The following is a 15774-nucleotide window of genomic DNA, read 5'->3' on the forward strand; positions in this document are numbered from 1 at the left end:
AGAAAGTTGATTTAGCTCATTTGTTACGTTGGCTTAGCTTTTTAATAAAAGCTAAAAAAATTGTTTGTTGACGTTCTTGTTTGTTTAGTTTTCAAGGAGCAATTTACTCGTTCGCTCATAAGCGACTTTATTAATATATCATAACTAAGTTATTAGAGTCAATAACTTTTTTTATGATGCGTTGTCGTTTGTGACGACTTTTAATATATTACATTACATTACTAGATTGGTCAATAGTTTTTTAAATAATAATAAAAAACCGCTAAAAATAGCGGTTCGTTCAAATTAAATAATATATTTCTGAATTGCTGCCAACGCTACTAATCCTGGAATCCCAAGAAAACCAGATACTGCTGATGTCGCAAAATTTATTGGTACATGGATCCCAAAACTATTACCTGCTGTATTTAAAAAGAATAAGAATAGTGCGCCGATCAATAACTTTACAACAGCTTGACCAATAAACCTTGCTGGCTTAAAGGGAGCCCCAGCAAACAAAAGAATAAGTATGAGCCCGGCTGATATCGCAATAATCATAATTGGTTCCAAAAAAGCTATCCCCCCTCAAATCTCTTTATAACAACATATGTACAAGTTATAAAAAATAGACCTTGAAGGAGGAATAGCTTTATATTTACCTTTTAATACTTACATTTCTTTCTTTTGCTTCTCTTAATAGAAAGAAGTACTTTACTTGGGTGATTTTTGTCTGGCATATCGCCTCTTCTGAAGGGTCAAAACTTTTGTCGAGTAATTGTTTTTGTTTCTGCCACTGTTCTTTATACTCTTGCAGCTGTGTTAAAAGTTTTTGATCAAACTCTTTTCGCAGCCACCCTTTGCGCTGGAAAAACATCGTTATTCCCCCGGTACTATTTTATTACTAAAGTTCTCTTCTGCCCTCTAGAGCCTTGGATAATGTAACTTCATCGGCATATTCTAGATCTCCGCCGACTGGGAGACCATGAGCAATCCGGGTGATTTTAATCCCTGATGGTTTGAGCAAGCGGGAAATATACATTGCCGTTGCTTCTCCCTCGATATTCGGATTTGTAGCTAGAATCACTTCCTGTACAGTTTCATCGTGGAGACGTTTTAACAAATCCGGAATATTGATATCTTCAGGCCCAATTCCATCCATAGGTGAAATTGCACCATGCAACACATGGTACATACCATTAAATTCCCTCATTTTCTCCATTGCAATGACATCCTTAGGATCTTGAACAACACAAATCGTACTTTTATCTCGCCGTTGGTCTTCACAAATATAACATGGATCCTGATCTGTAATATGACCACAGACTGAACAATAAGTTAAATTCCGTTTGGCATTTACAAGTGCCTTGGCAAAATCCAGCACAGTATCTTCTTTCATACTTAATACATAAAAAGCCAAACGAGCAGCAGTTTTTGGGCCGATACCAGGCAGTTTCATAAAACTGTCAATCAACTTAGAAATCGGTTCTGGATAATGCATTTCTATTATTCCTCTCCTAGAAAAGCATATGCGCCTTTAAAAAGGCGCATATGCTGGATCTTCATTATTTAAAAAGGCAGATTCATTCCCTTTGTAAATTGGCCCATTGTATTATTTGTGAGCTCTTCTACCTTTTTTAGCGCGTCGTTCGTTGCCGCCAAGACTAAATCTTGAAGCATTTCGATGTCATCAGGATCCACTGCTTCAGGTTTGATTTGAACATCCACCACTTCTTTGTGTCCTGTTACTATGACAGTCACCATACCGCCGCCTGCTGTTCCCTCAATCTTTTTCTGACCTAACTCCTCTTGTGCTTCAGCCATTTTCTTTTGCATTTTTTGCATTTGTTTCATCATATTTTGCATATTACCCATTCCACCACGCATAACCTTTCAACCTCCAATTAATTAATCAATAATTTCTACAAATTCAGCACCAAATAGGTTTTTTGCCTCTGCTATATGCGGCTCTTCTTCCTGGTTTGATCCAGAAACTTCTCCCTCGACATGATGCTGTGTGCTTAAAAAGTTTTCTCGTATCGATAGCCACTGTTCTTCGGGCACCCCTAGAACAAGGTATCTATTTCCTGTTAATTCTTGTAGAGCAAGAGTAATCGTCTCGACAAAACGGTTATTATCCATTGCCATTTGACAGTGAATTTCATGTTTAAATTTTAAAATAAAAGCATCAGCCGAAGCAGCAGCTGGCTCCGCTTCATTTAACAAGGCTGCATGAGACTTCATTAATCTTCCTCTCATTTCGCCCCATTTACTTTTAATTTGATTAATGTCATTCTTTGTTGCATTCTTTAAAACTTCATTTATTCTTCCAACTGCAGGCTGGAACCCTTTTCTTGAACTTCTTTGCGAAGGCTTTTGTGCTGCCTGCGGCGCTGCTTCTTGAACAATAACTGAACCATTTGTTTTTAAGTGTTGTATTTCATGCTCAAGCTGTTCTATTTTCTTAAGCAGCTCAGATAGCTGTCCAGCAGGCATTTGCTCTATCTGCTTAGCTTCCGTTTGACACAGCTTTACAATTGCAACTTCTAGAAAGATTCTCGGATGGTTGGTCCACCGCATATCTTGTTGAGTCTTATTTAATAGTTCAATGAGCTGATAAATCTGATCATAAGGAACAGCCTCAGCAATTTGACGGAATTTCTCATCCAATAAGACTCTGTCTAATGATTCTTCAAGATTTGGGGCTGTTTTATATAGCAGCATATCTCGATAATACAATATAAAGTCCTCAATAAATCTTGATGGATCTTTCCCATGAAACAACAATTCTTCTAATGCTTCTAATCCACTGGCTACATCCTTTTCCATAACGGCCCTTGCAAGCTTGTTTAAAAATCCTTGCGAAACCGAGCCGGTGACCGTCAAAGCATCTTCAACAGTTACTTCTTCGTGACTAAAAGAGATAGCTTGATCTAAAAGACTTAATGCGTCGCGCATACCGCCTTCTGCCGCTCTAGCAATCATTTTTAAGGCGTCTTCTTCACACTTTACACCTGTTTCCTCAACGATTAATTTCATTCTACTTACTATAGATTGTGCTGTAATTCGTCTAAAATCAAATCGTTGACATCTAGAGATAATCGTTAAGGGAATTTTATGCGGCTCAGTCGTGGCTAAAATGAAGATGACATGCTTTGGCGGCTCCTCTAACGTTTTTAACAAGGCATTAAACGCACTAATGGATAGCATATGCACTTCATCTATAATATAGACCTTGTAGTTAACAGCGGTTGGAGCGAACTTTACTTTATCAAGGACATCTCGCATTTCTTCCACTCTGGAGTTTGATGCTGCATCAAATTCCAGCACATCTGATATAGTTCCATTGGTAATTCCCTTACATGCAGCACATTCATTGCAGGGTTCAGAAATTGGCGCACGTTCACAATTTACTGCTTTAGCCAATATTTTGGCTGCACTAGTTTTACCTGTTCCTCTTGGCCCGTTAAATAAATAGGCATGGGAAATTTTTTGTTGAAGCAGGGCATTTTGCAATGTTTTCGTAACATGTTCTTGTCCTACTACATCAATAAATTGCTGAGGACGCCAAACACGATATAAAGCCTGATAAGCCACAAACATCGCCCCCTTCAAAAATTCTTTCCTAATCATTATAACTTATCCTTTTTCTATTTATCAAAGAGAATACAAAAAAACTCATCTCGTATTCGAAATGAGTTGTTTTCACATTATAAACTGCCGTGCACCTTCCGTCGACTTCGCACCCATAGGCGCTGCTTAAGCAGTTAGCTCGGCCCAGGCCACCCTGCGGCACATGGAAGCTTCCACTTAATGCTGCTTCCTTCCGGACCTGACATGGTTCATGGATTCCCATTGCGCAGGACCCGGGCGTCAACACTACTTACTTAAGGCGGACCCTACAGGATACCAGCCTCGGGAAGGGATTCAGCCTCGCTAGAGCGGATTGCGAGTACAGGGCACCGCTACCTCCCCGCCTAGCACGGCAAAGTTGATAACAAATTTTAAGGCGTCTTTATCTGACGCTTTTTTAGTATACTAACTTTTAAGGAAAAAATCAATCTTTATCAATTGTAAATTACTGTAAGGGCTGTTTTTTTGCTATTTTCCGTTTTTCTCGAAGCTGACGGAAGAAGTTTGATAGTAACTGACCACACTCTTCCTCCAGTACACCGCTCGTTACTTCACTCTGATGATTGAAACGTTCATCTTGCAGGAGGTTCATAAATGTTCCCGCACAGCCTCCCTTTGGATCGGCAGCACCATATACCACTCTTTTTACCCTTGATAAGATAATTGCGCCGGAGCACATCGCACAGGGCTCAAGTGTGACATAAAGGCTCGCATTCTCCAGCCTCCATGAGCCTACTAGCTGACAAGCTTGTTCAATAGCCAAAATCTCTGCATGCGCTACGGCGCTTTGTTTGCTTTCACGTAAATTATGTGCACGGGAAATAATTTTCCCATCTATTACGACGATGGCTCCGATTGGCACCTCGTTTAATGCTTCTGCCTTTTTCGCTTCCTTTATGGCTTCCTTCATATATAATTCATCAGAAATTTCATCTATCGTCATGAGGTACCGCCTTATATGATCATTTTGACTCTTATTATTTTCCCCATTATATCATGAATCCATAATTTTACTCATAGAATAGATGTAGTGTTGTTGCTTAGGAGGGGAAGATATGCAAATTCATGTTGTGAGAGCGAATGAATCATTAACAACCATTGCGAGGGCATACAATACAACAGTGAATGATATTGTTGAAGCAAATGACATCCCTAATCCAAATAATCTCGTCGTCGGTCAAGCAATGGTGATTCCGATCGTTGGCAGTTTTTATTATGTACAGCCTGGAGATAGTCTATGGTCAATCGGGCAAAAAGTAGGTGTACCCTATCAACAAATTGCCTCTGCTAATCGTATCTCATTAAACCAGCAACTCTATGTCGGCTTCCGTCTCTATATCCCGCCGAGACCAAAAAGAAGAGGAGAATTTAATGCTTATGTCGAACCTCGAGGCACTAGTGTTTCCCCTATTTTAGAAACTAGTGCACGGGAAGCAGGTCCCTATTTAACCTACCTTGCACCGTTCAGTTTTCAAGCTCTTCGCGATGGGTCTTTAAAGGAGCCCTTATTAAATAATTTTCCAGCCATCGCGAGAGCGAATCGAAATGTATTAATGATGGTTATAACGAACCAGGAAAATGATCAATTTAGTAATGAATTGGGTCGTATTTTACTTAATGATATTCCAGTACAAGATAGATTCTTAAATAATATTGTTGCCACTGCAAAGAAATATGGGTTTAGAGATATTCATTTTGATTTTGAATTTCTACGTCCGGCAGACCGTGAAGCCTATAATACATTTTTAAGAAAGGCAAAAGCCCGGTTTCAAAGGGAAGGCTGGTTATTGTCAACGGCGCTTGCACCGAAAACTAGTGCTACACAACAAGGAGCATGGTATGAAGCCCATGATTATCGGGCTCACGGTCAAATCGTTGATTTTGTAGTTATTATGACCTATGAATGGGGCTACAGCGGTGGTCCTGCTATGGCTGTTTCACCTATTGATCAGGTCCGGAGGGTTTTAGAATATGCAATTACAGAAATGCCTCCGAATAAAATCTTAATGGGTCAGAACTTATATGGATATGACTGGACACTTCCTTTTGTTCAAGGTTCTGTCGCAAAGGCCGTCAGCCCGCAGCAAGCGATTGAACTTGCTGCTGCAAACAACGTTCCTATTCAGTATGATACAAAAGCACAGGCACCTTTCTTCCGATACACAGCAGCAGATGGAAAGCGGCATGAGGTTTGGTTTGAGGATGCCCGCTCGATCCAAGCCAAATTTAATTTGATAAAAGAATTAGGTATTAGAGGGATGAGTTATTGGAAGCTTGGCCTGGCATTTCCGCAGAATTGGCTTTTAATTGTTGAGAATTTCAATGTGGTAAAAAGAGGTTAATAAATTTTTATAACATAAACTGCCGTATTTCGGCAGTTTTTTCATATATTCGACATTAAAATTTCTTCTTCTACAATTTCCATATCCCTTCCTGTGTCAGATTATGATAATATATTATTTGTGCCATTTAGAACGTTAGAAAAAAGTTTCCGGTTTATCGCTGGTTAAACATAGAATTCGCAGGCAGTTGGAGAAGGAGGATCAGCAAATGGGGTATACTCCCTTTATTACCGTTGAAGGGCCGATTGGTGTAGGTAAAACATCTCTCGCAAAAGCCATTTCAGATCAATTTAATTTTGCTTTATTAAAAGAGATTGTCGATGAAAATCCATTTTTGGGGAAATTTTATGACAATATTGAAGAGTGGAGTTTCCAAACGGAAATGTTTTTTCTTTGCAACCGTTATAAGCAATTGGGGGATATTAATACCCACTACTTAAGTAAAAGTCAGGCTGTTGTAGCAGATTATCATATTTTAAAGAACTTAATTTTTGCCCAGAGGACCTTAAACCCCGACGAATATCAAAAATATTATAAAATATATCAGCTCCTAACAGAAGACATGCCAAAGCCAAATGTTATTATTTATTTAAATGCTAGTTTAGATACTCTTCTAAAGCGAATTAAAATCAGAGGACGCGAGGTAGAGAAAAATATCAGTCCCCTATATTTAGAACAGCTATCGCTTGACTATGAACAAACCATAACGCGCTTTGAGCAATCACATCCAGAAATTCCTGTTCTTCGCTTTAATGGTGATGAATTAGACTTTGTTAAAAATGAAGATGATTTACATTTAATAATAGAGAAGCTTGTAGGCTCATTAAAGAAAAGCAGCACGACTAACACACGATAAGAATTGGGGGATGTAAGTGAGTATCGTTATTGGTGGTATGATAGGTCTTGGTAAGACAAGTGTAGCTGATACATTGAATGCACATTTTCAAAGGAGCGGAATTGAGAGTAAGGTTTTTTATGAGGCAGTTGATAATAATCCGATTCTTCCGCTCTATTATGAACTAACTCCAGAAGAATTAGATGCTAGAAGAATTCCATTCCTCTTACAATTATTTTTCTTAAATAAACGCTTTAAAACAGTAAAGGATTGTGTAAGCTGGAAAGACCCTATTTACACGATTCAGGATCGCTCCATCTACGAGGACTGGTACTTTGCTTATGTAAACAAAAATCTTGGCAGAATTTCTGACCTTGAATTTAGAATATATGAAGACCTTGTTGAGAACATGATGCAAGAGTTAAATGAACTTCCAAAAAAGGCTCCTGACTTAATGGTTTATTTAAAAGGTTCCTTTGATACTGTCATTGATCGAATTATGGCACGCGGCCGAAGCTTTGAAATTAATCCTGAACTGAAAGAGTATTACTTTGAAGTTTGGAAGGGTTATGATGAGTGGGTTATTAATAACTATAATGCCAGTGAAGTGCTAATCGTCGATATGGATCATACGGATGTCGTTAAGCGACCAGAAGACGCATTAAGAGTATGCCGTGAAGTGGACGAACGTCTAAAAGAAATCTTAAATATGACAAAAGCCCATATTGGTTAATTCCAATAGGGCTTTTTTTTACAATTTAGAAAGAAAATATAAAAAATCCGTCCAAATGCTTGGACGGATTTTATCTCCAGTTTTATGCGCGATTATAATAAAATAGATGGCGGAGGAAGAGGGATTCGAACCCCCGCGCGGTTTAACCCGCCTGTCGGTTTTCAAGACCGATCCCTTCAGCCGGACTTGGGTATTCCTCCGTATCGACAAGAGATAGAATATCACATTCTTAATATCCCTGTCAACACATGATTAAATTTTTTTATTCTGGTGCGATAACTTCTTTATTTCCCATATATGGACGTAACACATTAGGAATTACCACACTTCCATCAGCCTGCTGGTAATTTTCCAAGATAGCTGCAACTGTTCTACCAATCGCCAGCCCAGATCCATTTAAAGTATGAACATGTTCAGGCTTCGCTTTCGGGTCACGGCGGAAGCGGATATTCGCACGGCGGGCTTGGAATGCTTCAAAGTTACTGCAAGAAGAAATCTCACGATATGTTCCATAGCTCGGGATCCATACTTCAATATCATACTTTTTGGCTGCCGTAAAGCCAAGGTCACCCGTACACATGCTTAACACTCGATAAGGTAATTCAAGTAATTGAAGCACGCGTTCTGCATCACTTGTCAACTTTTCAAGTTCCTCATAAGAATCCTCTGGCTTAACAAACTTCACTAACTCAACTTTATTGAACTGGTGCTGGCGGATTAATCCACGAGTGTCACGCCCCGCTGAACCAGCCTCAGAACGGAAGCATGCACTGTAGGCCGCAAAGCGGATTGGAAGCTCATCCCCGCTTAGTATTTCATCACGGTGGAGGTTGGTAACAGGCACCTCTGCTGTTGGAATTAAGAAATAATCTTCACTTTCAATTAAAAACGCATCTTCTTCAAATTTTGGGAGTTGACCTGTACCAGTCATGCTCGCGCGGTTTACCATATATGGCGGCAATATTTCTTTGTAGCCATGCTCATCTACATGCAGGTCAAGCATAAAGTTCATCAGTGCACGCTCTAAACGGGCTCCAAGACCTTTATAAAACACGAAGCGGCTGCCTGTAACCTTGCCCGCACGTTCAAAGTCAAGGATACCTAGATGATCAGCAACATCCCAGTGCGGTTTTGCCTCAAATTCAAAGTCCCGTACTTGACCCCACTTTCTAATCTCTACATTATCATCCTCTGACTCACCAATTGGCACACTTTCATGTGGAATATTTGGAATGCTCATTAACAACAAGTCGAGCGTTTCCTCGACACTGCGGAGTTCCTCATCCAATACTTTAATCCTATCGCCCACCTCACGCATTTCTACAATAAGATGGTCAGCATTGGCCTTTTCACGCTTTAAAGCAGCTACCTGCTGGGAAACCTCGTTACGTTTGCTTTTTAATTGTTCTGCCTCAACGATTAAATCACGTCTGCGTTGATCTAAGTCTTCGAACTTTCCTAGGTCTGTCAGGTCCTCCCCACGGTGCTGGAGCTTTTCCTTAACCTCAGCAAAATTAGCTCGTAATAATTTAATGTCTAACATCTTTCCACTCCTAACTAAATTATAAAGCGTAAGCGCCTTGTACAGGGGCGACAGGCATAAGACGAGCCGTCAAGAAGGTTGTTCTTTAACCTTCTTGACGGATTGGCTTATGACCCCGAGCCCCTAGGCGCTGCAGCTGGATTCACTAAATAAATACAAAAAACTCCCGTCCCTAAAAACAGGGACGAGAGTTAACCCGCGTTACCACCCTGGTTGACAGATTTAGTCTGTCCACCTCGAAAAAATTAACGGTTTTTACCGAAAGTACTTACTGACCCTACGCAGGCGTTCCATACCTTACTCGAGGAGGGATTCACAAGCTTCAAACACCGATTCGCACCATCCACCGGCTCTCTTTAGAATGAACTTCCTGCTACTAGTTCCTCTCATTGCTTTAAAATATTTATTTATTGAAAATAATTTACTATAATTATCCACCAATTGCAATCAAATTATACAAATTGTTTTGCTTTTGCTTCCTTAACCATCTCAACAAAGTAAGCCGTAATGTCATGGCGGTCTGTTAATTCAGGATGGAACGAGCATCCGAGGAATTGTCCTTCACGAGCTGCCACAATACGGTCATTGTGCTTTGAAAGGATCTCTACTTCAGCTCCGGCTTCAACGACATGCGGTGCACGTATAAAGACTGCAGGGAAGTTGTCAGCTACATCCTTAATCGCAAGGTCAGCCTCGAAGCTATCAACCTGTCGTCCAAAGGAGTTGCGTTCGACCGTAATGTCCATCACCCCAATATGCGGCTTGTGACCAACTAGGTTTTTAGCTAAAAGAATAAGACCAGCACAGGTACCAAACATCGGTTTACCTTCGGCTGCAAATTCCTTTAATGCCTCCATAAAACCATACTTATCAATTAGGCGTCTCATTGCCGTGCTTTCACCGCCAGGAAGAATGAGGCCGTCTACTTCTCTTAACTGTTCTACCTTCTTAATAGCAATCCCCTCAGCACCACATTCCTCCAAAGAACGAATATGTTCCCTGACGGCGCCTTGTAAGGCAAGTACTCCTACTTTAACCATTACCAACCACGTTCCTGCATACGGTTTTCAGGGGACAATGATGAAATCTCAATTCCCTTCATCGGTGCTCCTAGTTCTTTAGAAAGCTCAGCGATTAATTTGTAGTCTTGATAATGAGTGGTAGCTTCCACGATTGCTCTAGCAAACTTTGCAGGGTTTTCTGATTTAAAGATACCTGAACCAACAAATACTCCATCCGCACCCAGCTGCATCATTAATGCTGCATCCGCAGGCGTTGCAACACCTCCAGCAGCAAAGTTAACAACAGGAAGGCGTCCAAGACGCTTAATTTCAAGAAGTAACTCAAATGGTGCTCCTAATAGTTTTGCTTCTGTCATTAGCTCATCTTCATTCATTCCGACTACTTTACGAACTTGTCCATTCACTTTGCGCATATGGCGTACCGCTTCAACAATATTTCCTGTTCCAGGTTCCCCTTTTGTACGAAGCATGGAAGCTCCCTCACCAATCCTGCGGGCGGCCTCACCAAGGTCACGGCAGCCGCAAACAAATGGAACGGTAAAATCGCTTTTATATAAGTGATACTCTTCATCCGCTGGGGTTAAAACTTCACTCTCATCAATATAGTCTACACCCATTGCTTCAAGTACACGTGCCTCAACAATATGGCCAATTCTTGCCTTTGCCATTACAGGGATTGATACTGCATTCAATACCTCTTCAATAATCCTTGGGTCAGCCATTCGAGCTACACCGCCAGCTGCGCGAATATCAGATGGTACACGCTCCAAAGCCATTACCGCAACTGCACCAGCATCTTCAGCAATTCTTGCCTGCTCTGCATTAACAACGTCCATAATGACGCCGCCCTTTTGCATTTCGGCCATACCGCGTTTAACTCGATCCGTACCTGTTTTCATGAAAAATCCCCCTTATAAGTTCCATTTTTATAAATATTACAAAAAATTAACGTATAAATTTAGGAAATAATGTTAATTCATTCGGAATTAGATTGTTTCCATAAAATCATTAAAGCAACAAAAAAGGATTCCTGTCAAGACAAGAATCCTCTGCTAAATACTTCCTAACTATTAAAACCAACCTTTAACCGTTGAAGAAATGCCTCCCCAAAGATCTCCAAAGAACCCGCCAATACCTCTCATCATTAAGACGAACCAATTAGCCTTGTCCACATCTTCAGCCGCAATGACGTCAACCGTTATCTGGCCTTCTTTTGTTAAAAATCCTAAATTTCCTGCCTCTTTAGGCTGGAGCGTTAATGTTCCGACCTTTTCACCCTTTTTAATAGGTGCAGTAAGTTCACCTTGATCGTTAACCTTCTTTTTATCAAGTGTCAAAGTGGTTTTAAAATTATCCTTCTCCCCATTTTTCACCACCAAGTTAACGGCTTCTTTCGTATAAACTTTCACTTGATCTTCTTTACCTTTGATGACTGGTAAAGTTTTCTTCCCTTTAACTTGATAATGCTTTGGAAGGATTTCTTCTTTTTTAAAATTATTAAAGGCGTAATCTAGAACCTTTCTTGTTTCTCTAAAACGTTCAGTTTGGGAACTAGTATTCATAACAACAGAAATATATCGTTGCCCATCCCTAATAGCTGTTCCAGTAAAATTGTATCCTGCAAAAGGGGTAGAACCCGTTTTTAAACCATCCAAACCATCATAAACAAATTGTTGATAATTCGGGTAATCACTTGCAAGTTCCTCGTATCCTTCTAACATCCAGTTCCAATTGTCCATTACAAATTCATCTTCCGTGCCCTTTGCAAAAATCTTTTCAGGTATACTAGATGTTTTTAAAACCTCAGGGAAGTCATGTATTAAGTGAGATGCTAGGGAGGCAACATCCTTTGCAGACATTATATTTTCCTCATCAGGGTCACCCACTACTTCGGGAAGATGCTTTAAAATATCGCGGTTATTTAAACCTGTAGAATTTACAAACTTATACTTTTCAAGGCCAAGTTCTGCTGCCTTATTATTCATCATTTCTACAAATTTGGCCTCTGATCCCCCAACAATTTCAGCAATTGCCATGGTAGCTGCATTCGCAGATTCTATTGCCATTGCTGCATATAGATCCTCTACCCTATACTTTGATTCAACACGTAAATAGACATTACTTAAACTATCGTCATGTGACATCTTAGAAATTTCAGGAGATACTAAATACTCTTGGTTCCATTTTACCTTGCCTTCTTTTACGGCTTCTAGAAGTAAGTACTCCGTCATCATTTTGGTCATACTCGCAATGCCCAACGCAGTGTCAGAATTCTTTTCGTACAGAATCATGCCGGTATCTGCATCAACTAATATAGCTCCAGATGCATTAACATCTAATGCTGTTTCTGCCTCTGCTTTATTTATACCTGCAAATAGGCTAAAAAACATGATCATTGCCAATGAACTGGCAATAATTTTTCGATAAAAAAGTTTATTCACGATAATACCCTCCAACGATTTTATGCACTTCGGTTATTTTAACATAACTGGGGTTCAAATCATAGACAGAGGATAGGACTATCTTTTTACAAAAAAAAGACAGAGAAGTCAGCGCTTCTCTGTTTTTCTTCATTATTAAGATAATGAGTAATTAGGTGCCTCTTTGGTAATTTGAACATCATGAGGATGGCTTTCCCTCAGACCTGCCCCAGTCATCTTAATGAATTGTGCATTATTTCTTAATTCTTCTAGGTCTTTTGTTCCACAATAGCCCATCCCTGAACGTAAACCACCGATTAATTGATAAATGGTTTCCGCTAAAGGTCCCTTGTAAGGCAGGCGCCCTTCAATACCCTCAGGAACGAATTTCTTGTTATCTTCCTGGAAATAACGATCTTTTGAGCCCTTTTCCATTGCCGCTACGGAACCCATACCACGATATACCTTAAAGCGACGTCCTTGGAAAATTTCAGTTTCTCCTGGACTTTCAGTTACACCTGCAAGCATGCTACCTAGCATAACCGCGTGACCGCCTGCAGCAAGAGCCTTCACGATATCTCCTGAATATTTAATGCCACCATCTGCAATAATGGTTCTACCATGCTTCCTAGCCTCTGTAGCACAATCATATACCGCGGTAATCTGCGGCACACCTACCCCTGCTACTACACGGGTAGTACAAATTGAACCAGGTCCGATTCCTACCTTAACTACATCCGCGCCTGCTTCAATTAAATCCTTTGTTGCCTCGGCAGTAGCCACATTACCAGCGATAATCGTTAAGTCGGGATATTGGTCTCTTATTTCCTTAACGGTGTCAAGTACACCCTTAGAATGACCATGAGCAGTATCCACCACAATGACATCGACGTTTGCCTTTACCAGCTTCTCAACTCGCAGCATTGTATCCTTTGTAACCCCGACTGCAGCTCCAGCTAACAGACGACCCTGCTTATCTTTTGCTGAGTTAGGAAACTCAATCACTTTCTCGATATCCTTTATGGTAATTAGCCCTTTTAATACTCCTTGATTGTCCACTAGCGGGAGTTTTTCAATTTTGTATTTTTGAAGGATTTTTTCTGCCTCTTTTAATGTGGTTCCAACTGGAGCCGTAACCAGGTTTTCTTTCGTCATGACATCAGAGATTTTAAAAGAGTAATCTTGAATAAAACGTAAATCACGATTGGTGATAATCCCGACAAGTTTTTGCTCATCAAGATTATTAACAATTGGTACACCCGAAATTCGGTATTTACCCATTAGATGTTCGGCATCATACACCTGATGCTCTGGAGTGAGATAAAACGGATCCGTAATTACCCCGCTCTCTGATCTCTTAACTTTCTCGACCTGTTCAGCTTGCTGTTCAATCGTCATGTTCTTATGGATAATCCCTAAACCACCCTGGCGAGCCATTGAAATTGCCATTTCGGCTTCGGTTACTGTATCCATCCCTGCACTAATGATTGGAATGTTTAACTTCACTGTTGGCGATAATTCCACTTGAAGACTTACATCGCGCGGCAGTACTTCCGATTTACCAGGAATTAATAAGACATCATCAAACGTTAAACCTTCTTTTGAAAATTTACTCTCCCACATTTTTTGGCCTCCAGGAAAAAATTTTTTAATTGTAGGTTATCAATTGGACAAAATACTGTCAAGGAGAACGATTTAGTCTAATTTTTCTGAAAAAGGTGATTCCCGTTGACTGTTGACTATAAGGGCTGGAAAAGCTATGCAAGTTTTTTCTCTGCAGAGCATTGCCAGTTATACCTAAAAAACCACTATATAAAGCGAAATATTGAAAACCCTGAACAAAAAAGCTATGAAAACTGTTATGCCTTTTTATATTATCTCGAGCATGGACAAATTTATTATCTACAGGCAGAAAACTCACCGCTAATCCTAAAACCAATTCTGCTTTTTTATGGTCTTGTACATTTAATTAAAGCATGTATCCTAACGGTTGACCCAGCATACCCAGAAACCACTTCCGTCTTAGCACATGGTGTTTCTACGCGGAAAAGAAAAAAGCAAAACTATCAATTTTTTCAAGATGAAGTAAAGTTTCAAAAAAATGGGCTTTTTCCTTTTATGTCTGAAAAAATGTTCCACATGAAACAATTGGAAGGCGATAAAATTACAATGGAGGAGCTGCTTGAGCTCATTCCCGAATTGGACGATTTGTTTATGATACATGAGTCGAAAAGCACTTTTACCCCCATAAATAATCAGCACGGGCAATTGGCAGTACCAGAAAAAGTACTGGATCATTATCATATGACAGAGGAAAGATTGAAGGACTTTCTTTCAACTAAGTCTGGGAATCAGATTGAATTTTTAAGTGAAGGACTCGCGTTTCAATACGATAAACGGAAGTTTTCTGGAATATCACCGATTAAATACAATCTAGAATGCAGCGCTTATGTATTACCGCTTAAGAAGGAGAATTTATTTCTATTTCCTGAACTAATGGTTCATTATCTCCTGCTTTATAATTTAAGTATGATTGCTAGATATGAAACAGAGTGGTGGAGTGAAATTACAAAAATGATGCCAAACCGTGATTATCCATTTATTAAGACTTTCTTGGAAATTACCTTGAAAAAGGGGCCATTTTTGGTCTATGAGTACTTGATGAGTTAATAGGCAGTCTTTTCTTTGGAGAAAAAGGGCCTTGATTCCCTGTATACTCGGAAAATCAAGTTTATGGGAATCAAAAGGTGTTTTTGGTTCCCTGTATCTCTTACAAATCGGGCTTATGGGAACTATAAGGGGATTTTGATTCCCTGTACACCTTATTTATGCTGATTAAGGCAATCAAAAGGGAGTTTTGGCTCCTTTATTTTATAAAAATTGAAAATCAAGGGAATCATACATGGGGTTTAACTTATTACCGTCAACTATATTAAAGTGACTTCATGGGGATTGTTAAGGAACTATTCGTTACTGTTTTCCTTAAAAGTGTCGCCTCGCGGGCATGAATAACCTCTAATCGTTACCGTTTTCTCTAAAAGCTTCGCCGCACGGGCACGATTCTCTGACTATCGTTCCCTCTTTTCCCTAAAGTGCCACCTCGCGGGCACACTTCAACAAATTCTTCATTCGAGAGCATACAAAAAAACACAACCCTTATCAGGTTGTGTTTCCTTTGCCTGGCAACGTCCTACTCTCACAGGGACAAAGTCCCAACTACCATCGGCGCTGAGAAGCTTAACTTCCGTGTTCGGTATGGGAACGGGTGTG

General features: G+C 40.0%; 15 protein-coding genes, 1 tRNA gene, 1 rRNA gene, 1 other RNA gene and 1 other annotated feature. Of the genes, 4 read left to right on the top strand and 14 right to left on the bottom strand.

Annotated features, from left to right (window positions below; genetic code table 11):
• Window positions 1-285 precede the first annotated feature (285 nt).
• The 7 genes from F4694_RS31530 to tadA all read right to left on the bottom strand — a co-directional run bounded on the left by F4694_RS31530 (window position 286) and on the right by tadA (window position 4552).
• Window positions 286-549: a pro-sigmaK processing inhibitor BofA family protein gene (locus F4694_RS31530; RefSeq protein ID WP_179603821.1), complete on the bottom strand. Its 264-nt coding sequence runs from the start codon at window positions 547-549 to the stop codon at window positions 286-288.
• Between the two features lie 85 nt (window positions 550-634).
• Window positions 635-853, bottom strand: a complete 219-nt coding sequence (locus F4694_RS31535; protein WP_179603822.1) for a YaaL family protein — start codon at window positions 851-853, stop codon at window positions 635-637.
• A gap of 27 nt (window positions 854-880) precedes the next feature.
• A complete protein-coding gene (recR, locus tag F4694_RS31540) occupies window positions 881-1477 on the bottom strand; it encodes a recombination mediator RecR (RefSeq protein WP_179603823.1) in 597 nt (198 codons plus the stop codon).
• Between the two features lie 68 nt (window positions 1478-1545).
• The gene (locus F4694_RS31545; RefSeq protein WP_179603824.1) at window positions 1546-1863 is read right to left on the bottom strand and encodes a YbaB/EbfC family nucleoid-associated protein; all 318 of its coding nucleotides are present in this window, start codon (window positions 1861-1863) and stop codon (window positions 1546-1548) included.
• Window positions 1864-1884: 21 nt separating this feature from the next.
• The gene (gene dnaX, locus F4694_RS31550) at window positions 1885-3573 is read right to left on the bottom strand and encodes a DNA polymerase III subunit gamma/tau (RefSeq protein ID WP_179603840.1); all 1689 of its coding nucleotides are present in this window, start codon (window positions 3571-3573) and stop codon (window positions 1885-1887) included.
• 123 nt (window positions 3574-3696) lie between these two features.
• Window positions 3697-3962: signal recognition particle sRNA large type (gene ffs, locus F4694_RS31555), an RNA gene on the bottom strand.
• Window positions 3963-4054: 92 nt separating this feature from the next.
• Complete coding sequence (tadA, locus tag F4694_RS31560; RefSeq protein WP_179603825.1) at window positions 4055-4552, bottom strand: tRNA adenosine(34) deaminase TadA; 498 nt, start codon at window positions 4550-4552, stop codon at window positions 4055-4057.
• Between the two features lie 112 nt (window positions 4553-4664).
• Here tadA and F4694_RS31565 point away from each other — a divergent pair, with 112 nt between their 5' ends.
• The 3 genes from F4694_RS31565 (at window position 4665) to F4694_RS31575 (ending at window position 7519) form a co-directional block, all read left to right on the top strand.
• Window positions 4665-5951, top strand: a complete 1287-nt coding sequence (locus tag F4694_RS31565) for a glycoside hydrolase family 18 protein (RefSeq protein WP_179603826.1) — start codon at window positions 4665-4667, stop codon at window positions 5949-5951.
• 208 nt (window positions 5952-6159) lie between these two features.
• Window positions 6160-6807, top strand: a complete 648-nt coding sequence (locus F4694_RS31570; protein WP_179603827.1) for a deoxynucleoside kinase — start codon at window positions 6160-6162, stop codon at window positions 6805-6807.
• A gap of 16 nt (window positions 6808-6823) precedes the next feature.
• The gene (locus F4694_RS31575) at window positions 6824-7519 is read left to right on the top strand and encodes a deoxynucleoside kinase (protein ID WP_179603828.1); all 696 of its coding nucleotides are present in this window, start codon (window positions 6824-6826) and stop codon (window positions 7517-7519) included.
• 107 nt (window positions 7520-7626) lie between these two features.
• Here F4694_RS31575 and F4694_RS31580 read toward each other — a convergent pair.
• The 6 genes from F4694_RS31580 to guaB all read right to left on the bottom strand — a co-directional run bounded on the left by F4694_RS31580 (window position 7627) and on the right by guaB (window position 14127).
• Window positions 7627-7719, bottom strand: a tRNA-Ser gene (locus F4694_RS31580).
• A 62-nt stretch (window positions 7720-7781) separates the two neighbouring features.
• Complete coding sequence (gene serS / locus F4694_RS31585; protein ID WP_179603830.1) at window positions 7782-9062, bottom strand: serine--tRNA ligase; 1281 nt, start codon at window positions 9060-9062, stop codon at window positions 7782-7784.
• Window positions 9063-9239: 177 nt separating this feature from the next.
• Window positions 9240-9461 (bottom strand) — a binding site (T-box leader).
• 53 nt (window positions 9462-9514) lie between these two features.
• Window positions 9515-10102: a pyridoxal 5'-phosphate synthase glutaminase subunit PdxT gene (gene pdxT / locus F4694_RS31590; protein ID WP_179603832.1), complete on the bottom strand. Its 588-nt coding sequence runs from the start codon at window positions 10100-10102 to the stop codon at window positions 9515-9517.
• Window positions 10102-10983 carry a pyridoxal 5'-phosphate synthase lyase subunit PdxS gene (gene pdxS, locus F4694_RS31595; protein ID WP_179603834.1) on the bottom strand — a complete coding sequence of 294 codons (882 nt, stop codon included), beginning with the start codon at window positions 10981-10983 and terminating at the stop codon, window positions 10102-10104. Before pdxS ends, pdxT begins: the two co-directional genes overlap by 1 nt.
• 171 nt (window positions 10984-11154) lie before the next feature.
• Window positions 11155-12480, bottom strand: a complete 1326-nt coding sequence (locus tag F4694_RS31600; protein ID WP_218895925.1) for a D-alanyl-D-alanine carboxypeptidase family protein — start codon at window positions 12478-12480, stop codon at window positions 11155-11157.
• A gap of 180 nt (window positions 12481-12660) precedes the next feature.
• Window positions 12661-14127, bottom strand: coding sequence for an IMP dehydrogenase (gene guaB, locus F4694_RS31605; protein ID WP_179603837.1), 1467 nt, complete (start codon window positions 14125-14127; stop codon window positions 12661-12663).
• 105 nt (window positions 14128-14232) lie between these two features.
• Between guaB and F4694_RS31610 the strand changes: the two genes are divergently transcribed.
• Window positions 14233-15174, top strand: a complete 942-nt coding sequence (locus F4694_RS31610; protein ID WP_179603838.1) for a YaaC family protein — start codon at window positions 14233-14235, stop codon at window positions 15172-15174.
• Between the two features lie 507 nt (window positions 15175-15681).
• On the opposite strand, the gene rrf is transcribed toward F4694_RS31610, so the two are convergent.
• A 5S ribosomal RNA gene (gene rrf / locus F4694_RS31615) occupies window positions 15682-15774 on the bottom strand; the annotation flags it as partial.

The organism is Neobacillus driksii, assembly GCF_013409995.1.
Lineage (GTDB): Bacteria > Bacillota > Bacilli > Bacillales > Cytobacillaceae > Neobacillus > Neobacillus driksii.

Coding starts and splice junctions, on each gene's coding strand:
- F4694_RS31570 (WP_179603827.1), top strand. CDS start 6,160: ATGGGGTATACTCCCTTTATTACCGTTGAAGGGCCGATTGGTGTAGGT.
- F4694_RS31545 (WP_179603824.1), bottom strand. CDS start 1,863: ATGCGTGGTGGAATGGGTAATATGCAAAATATGATGAAACAAATGCAA.
- serS (WP_179603830.1), bottom strand. CDS start 9,062: ATGTTAGACATTAAATTATTACGAGCTAATTTTGCTGAGGTTAAGGAA.
- pdxS (WP_179603834.1), bottom strand. CDS start 10,983: ATGAAAACAGGTACGGATCGAGTTAAACGCGGTATGGCCGAAATGCAA.
- F4694_RS31535 (WP_179603822.1), bottom strand. CDS start 853: ATGTTTTTCCAGCGCAAAGGGTGGCTGCGAAAAGAGTTTGATCAAAAA.
- tadA (WP_179603825.1), bottom strand. CDS start 4,552: ATGACGATAGATGAAATTTCTGATGAATTATATATGAAGGAAGCCATA.
- recR (WP_179603823.1), bottom strand. CDS start 1,477: ATGCATTATCCAGAACCGATTTCTAAGTTGATTGACAGTTTTATGAAA.
- pdxT (WP_179603832.1), bottom strand. CDS start 10,102: ATGGTTAAAGTAGGAGTACTTGCCTTACAAGGCGCCGTCAGGGAACAT.
- F4694_RS31600 (WP_218895925.1), bottom strand. CDS start 12,480: ATGATCATGTTTTTTAGCCTATTTGCAGGTATAAATAAAGCAGAGGCA.
- F4694_RS31565 (WP_179603826.1), top strand. CDS start 4,665: ATGCAAATTCATGTTGTGAGAGCGAATGAATCATTAACAACCATTGCG.
- guaB (WP_179603837.1), bottom strand. CDS start 14,127: ATGTGGGAGAGTAAATTTTCAAAAGAAGGTTTAACGTTTGATGATGTC.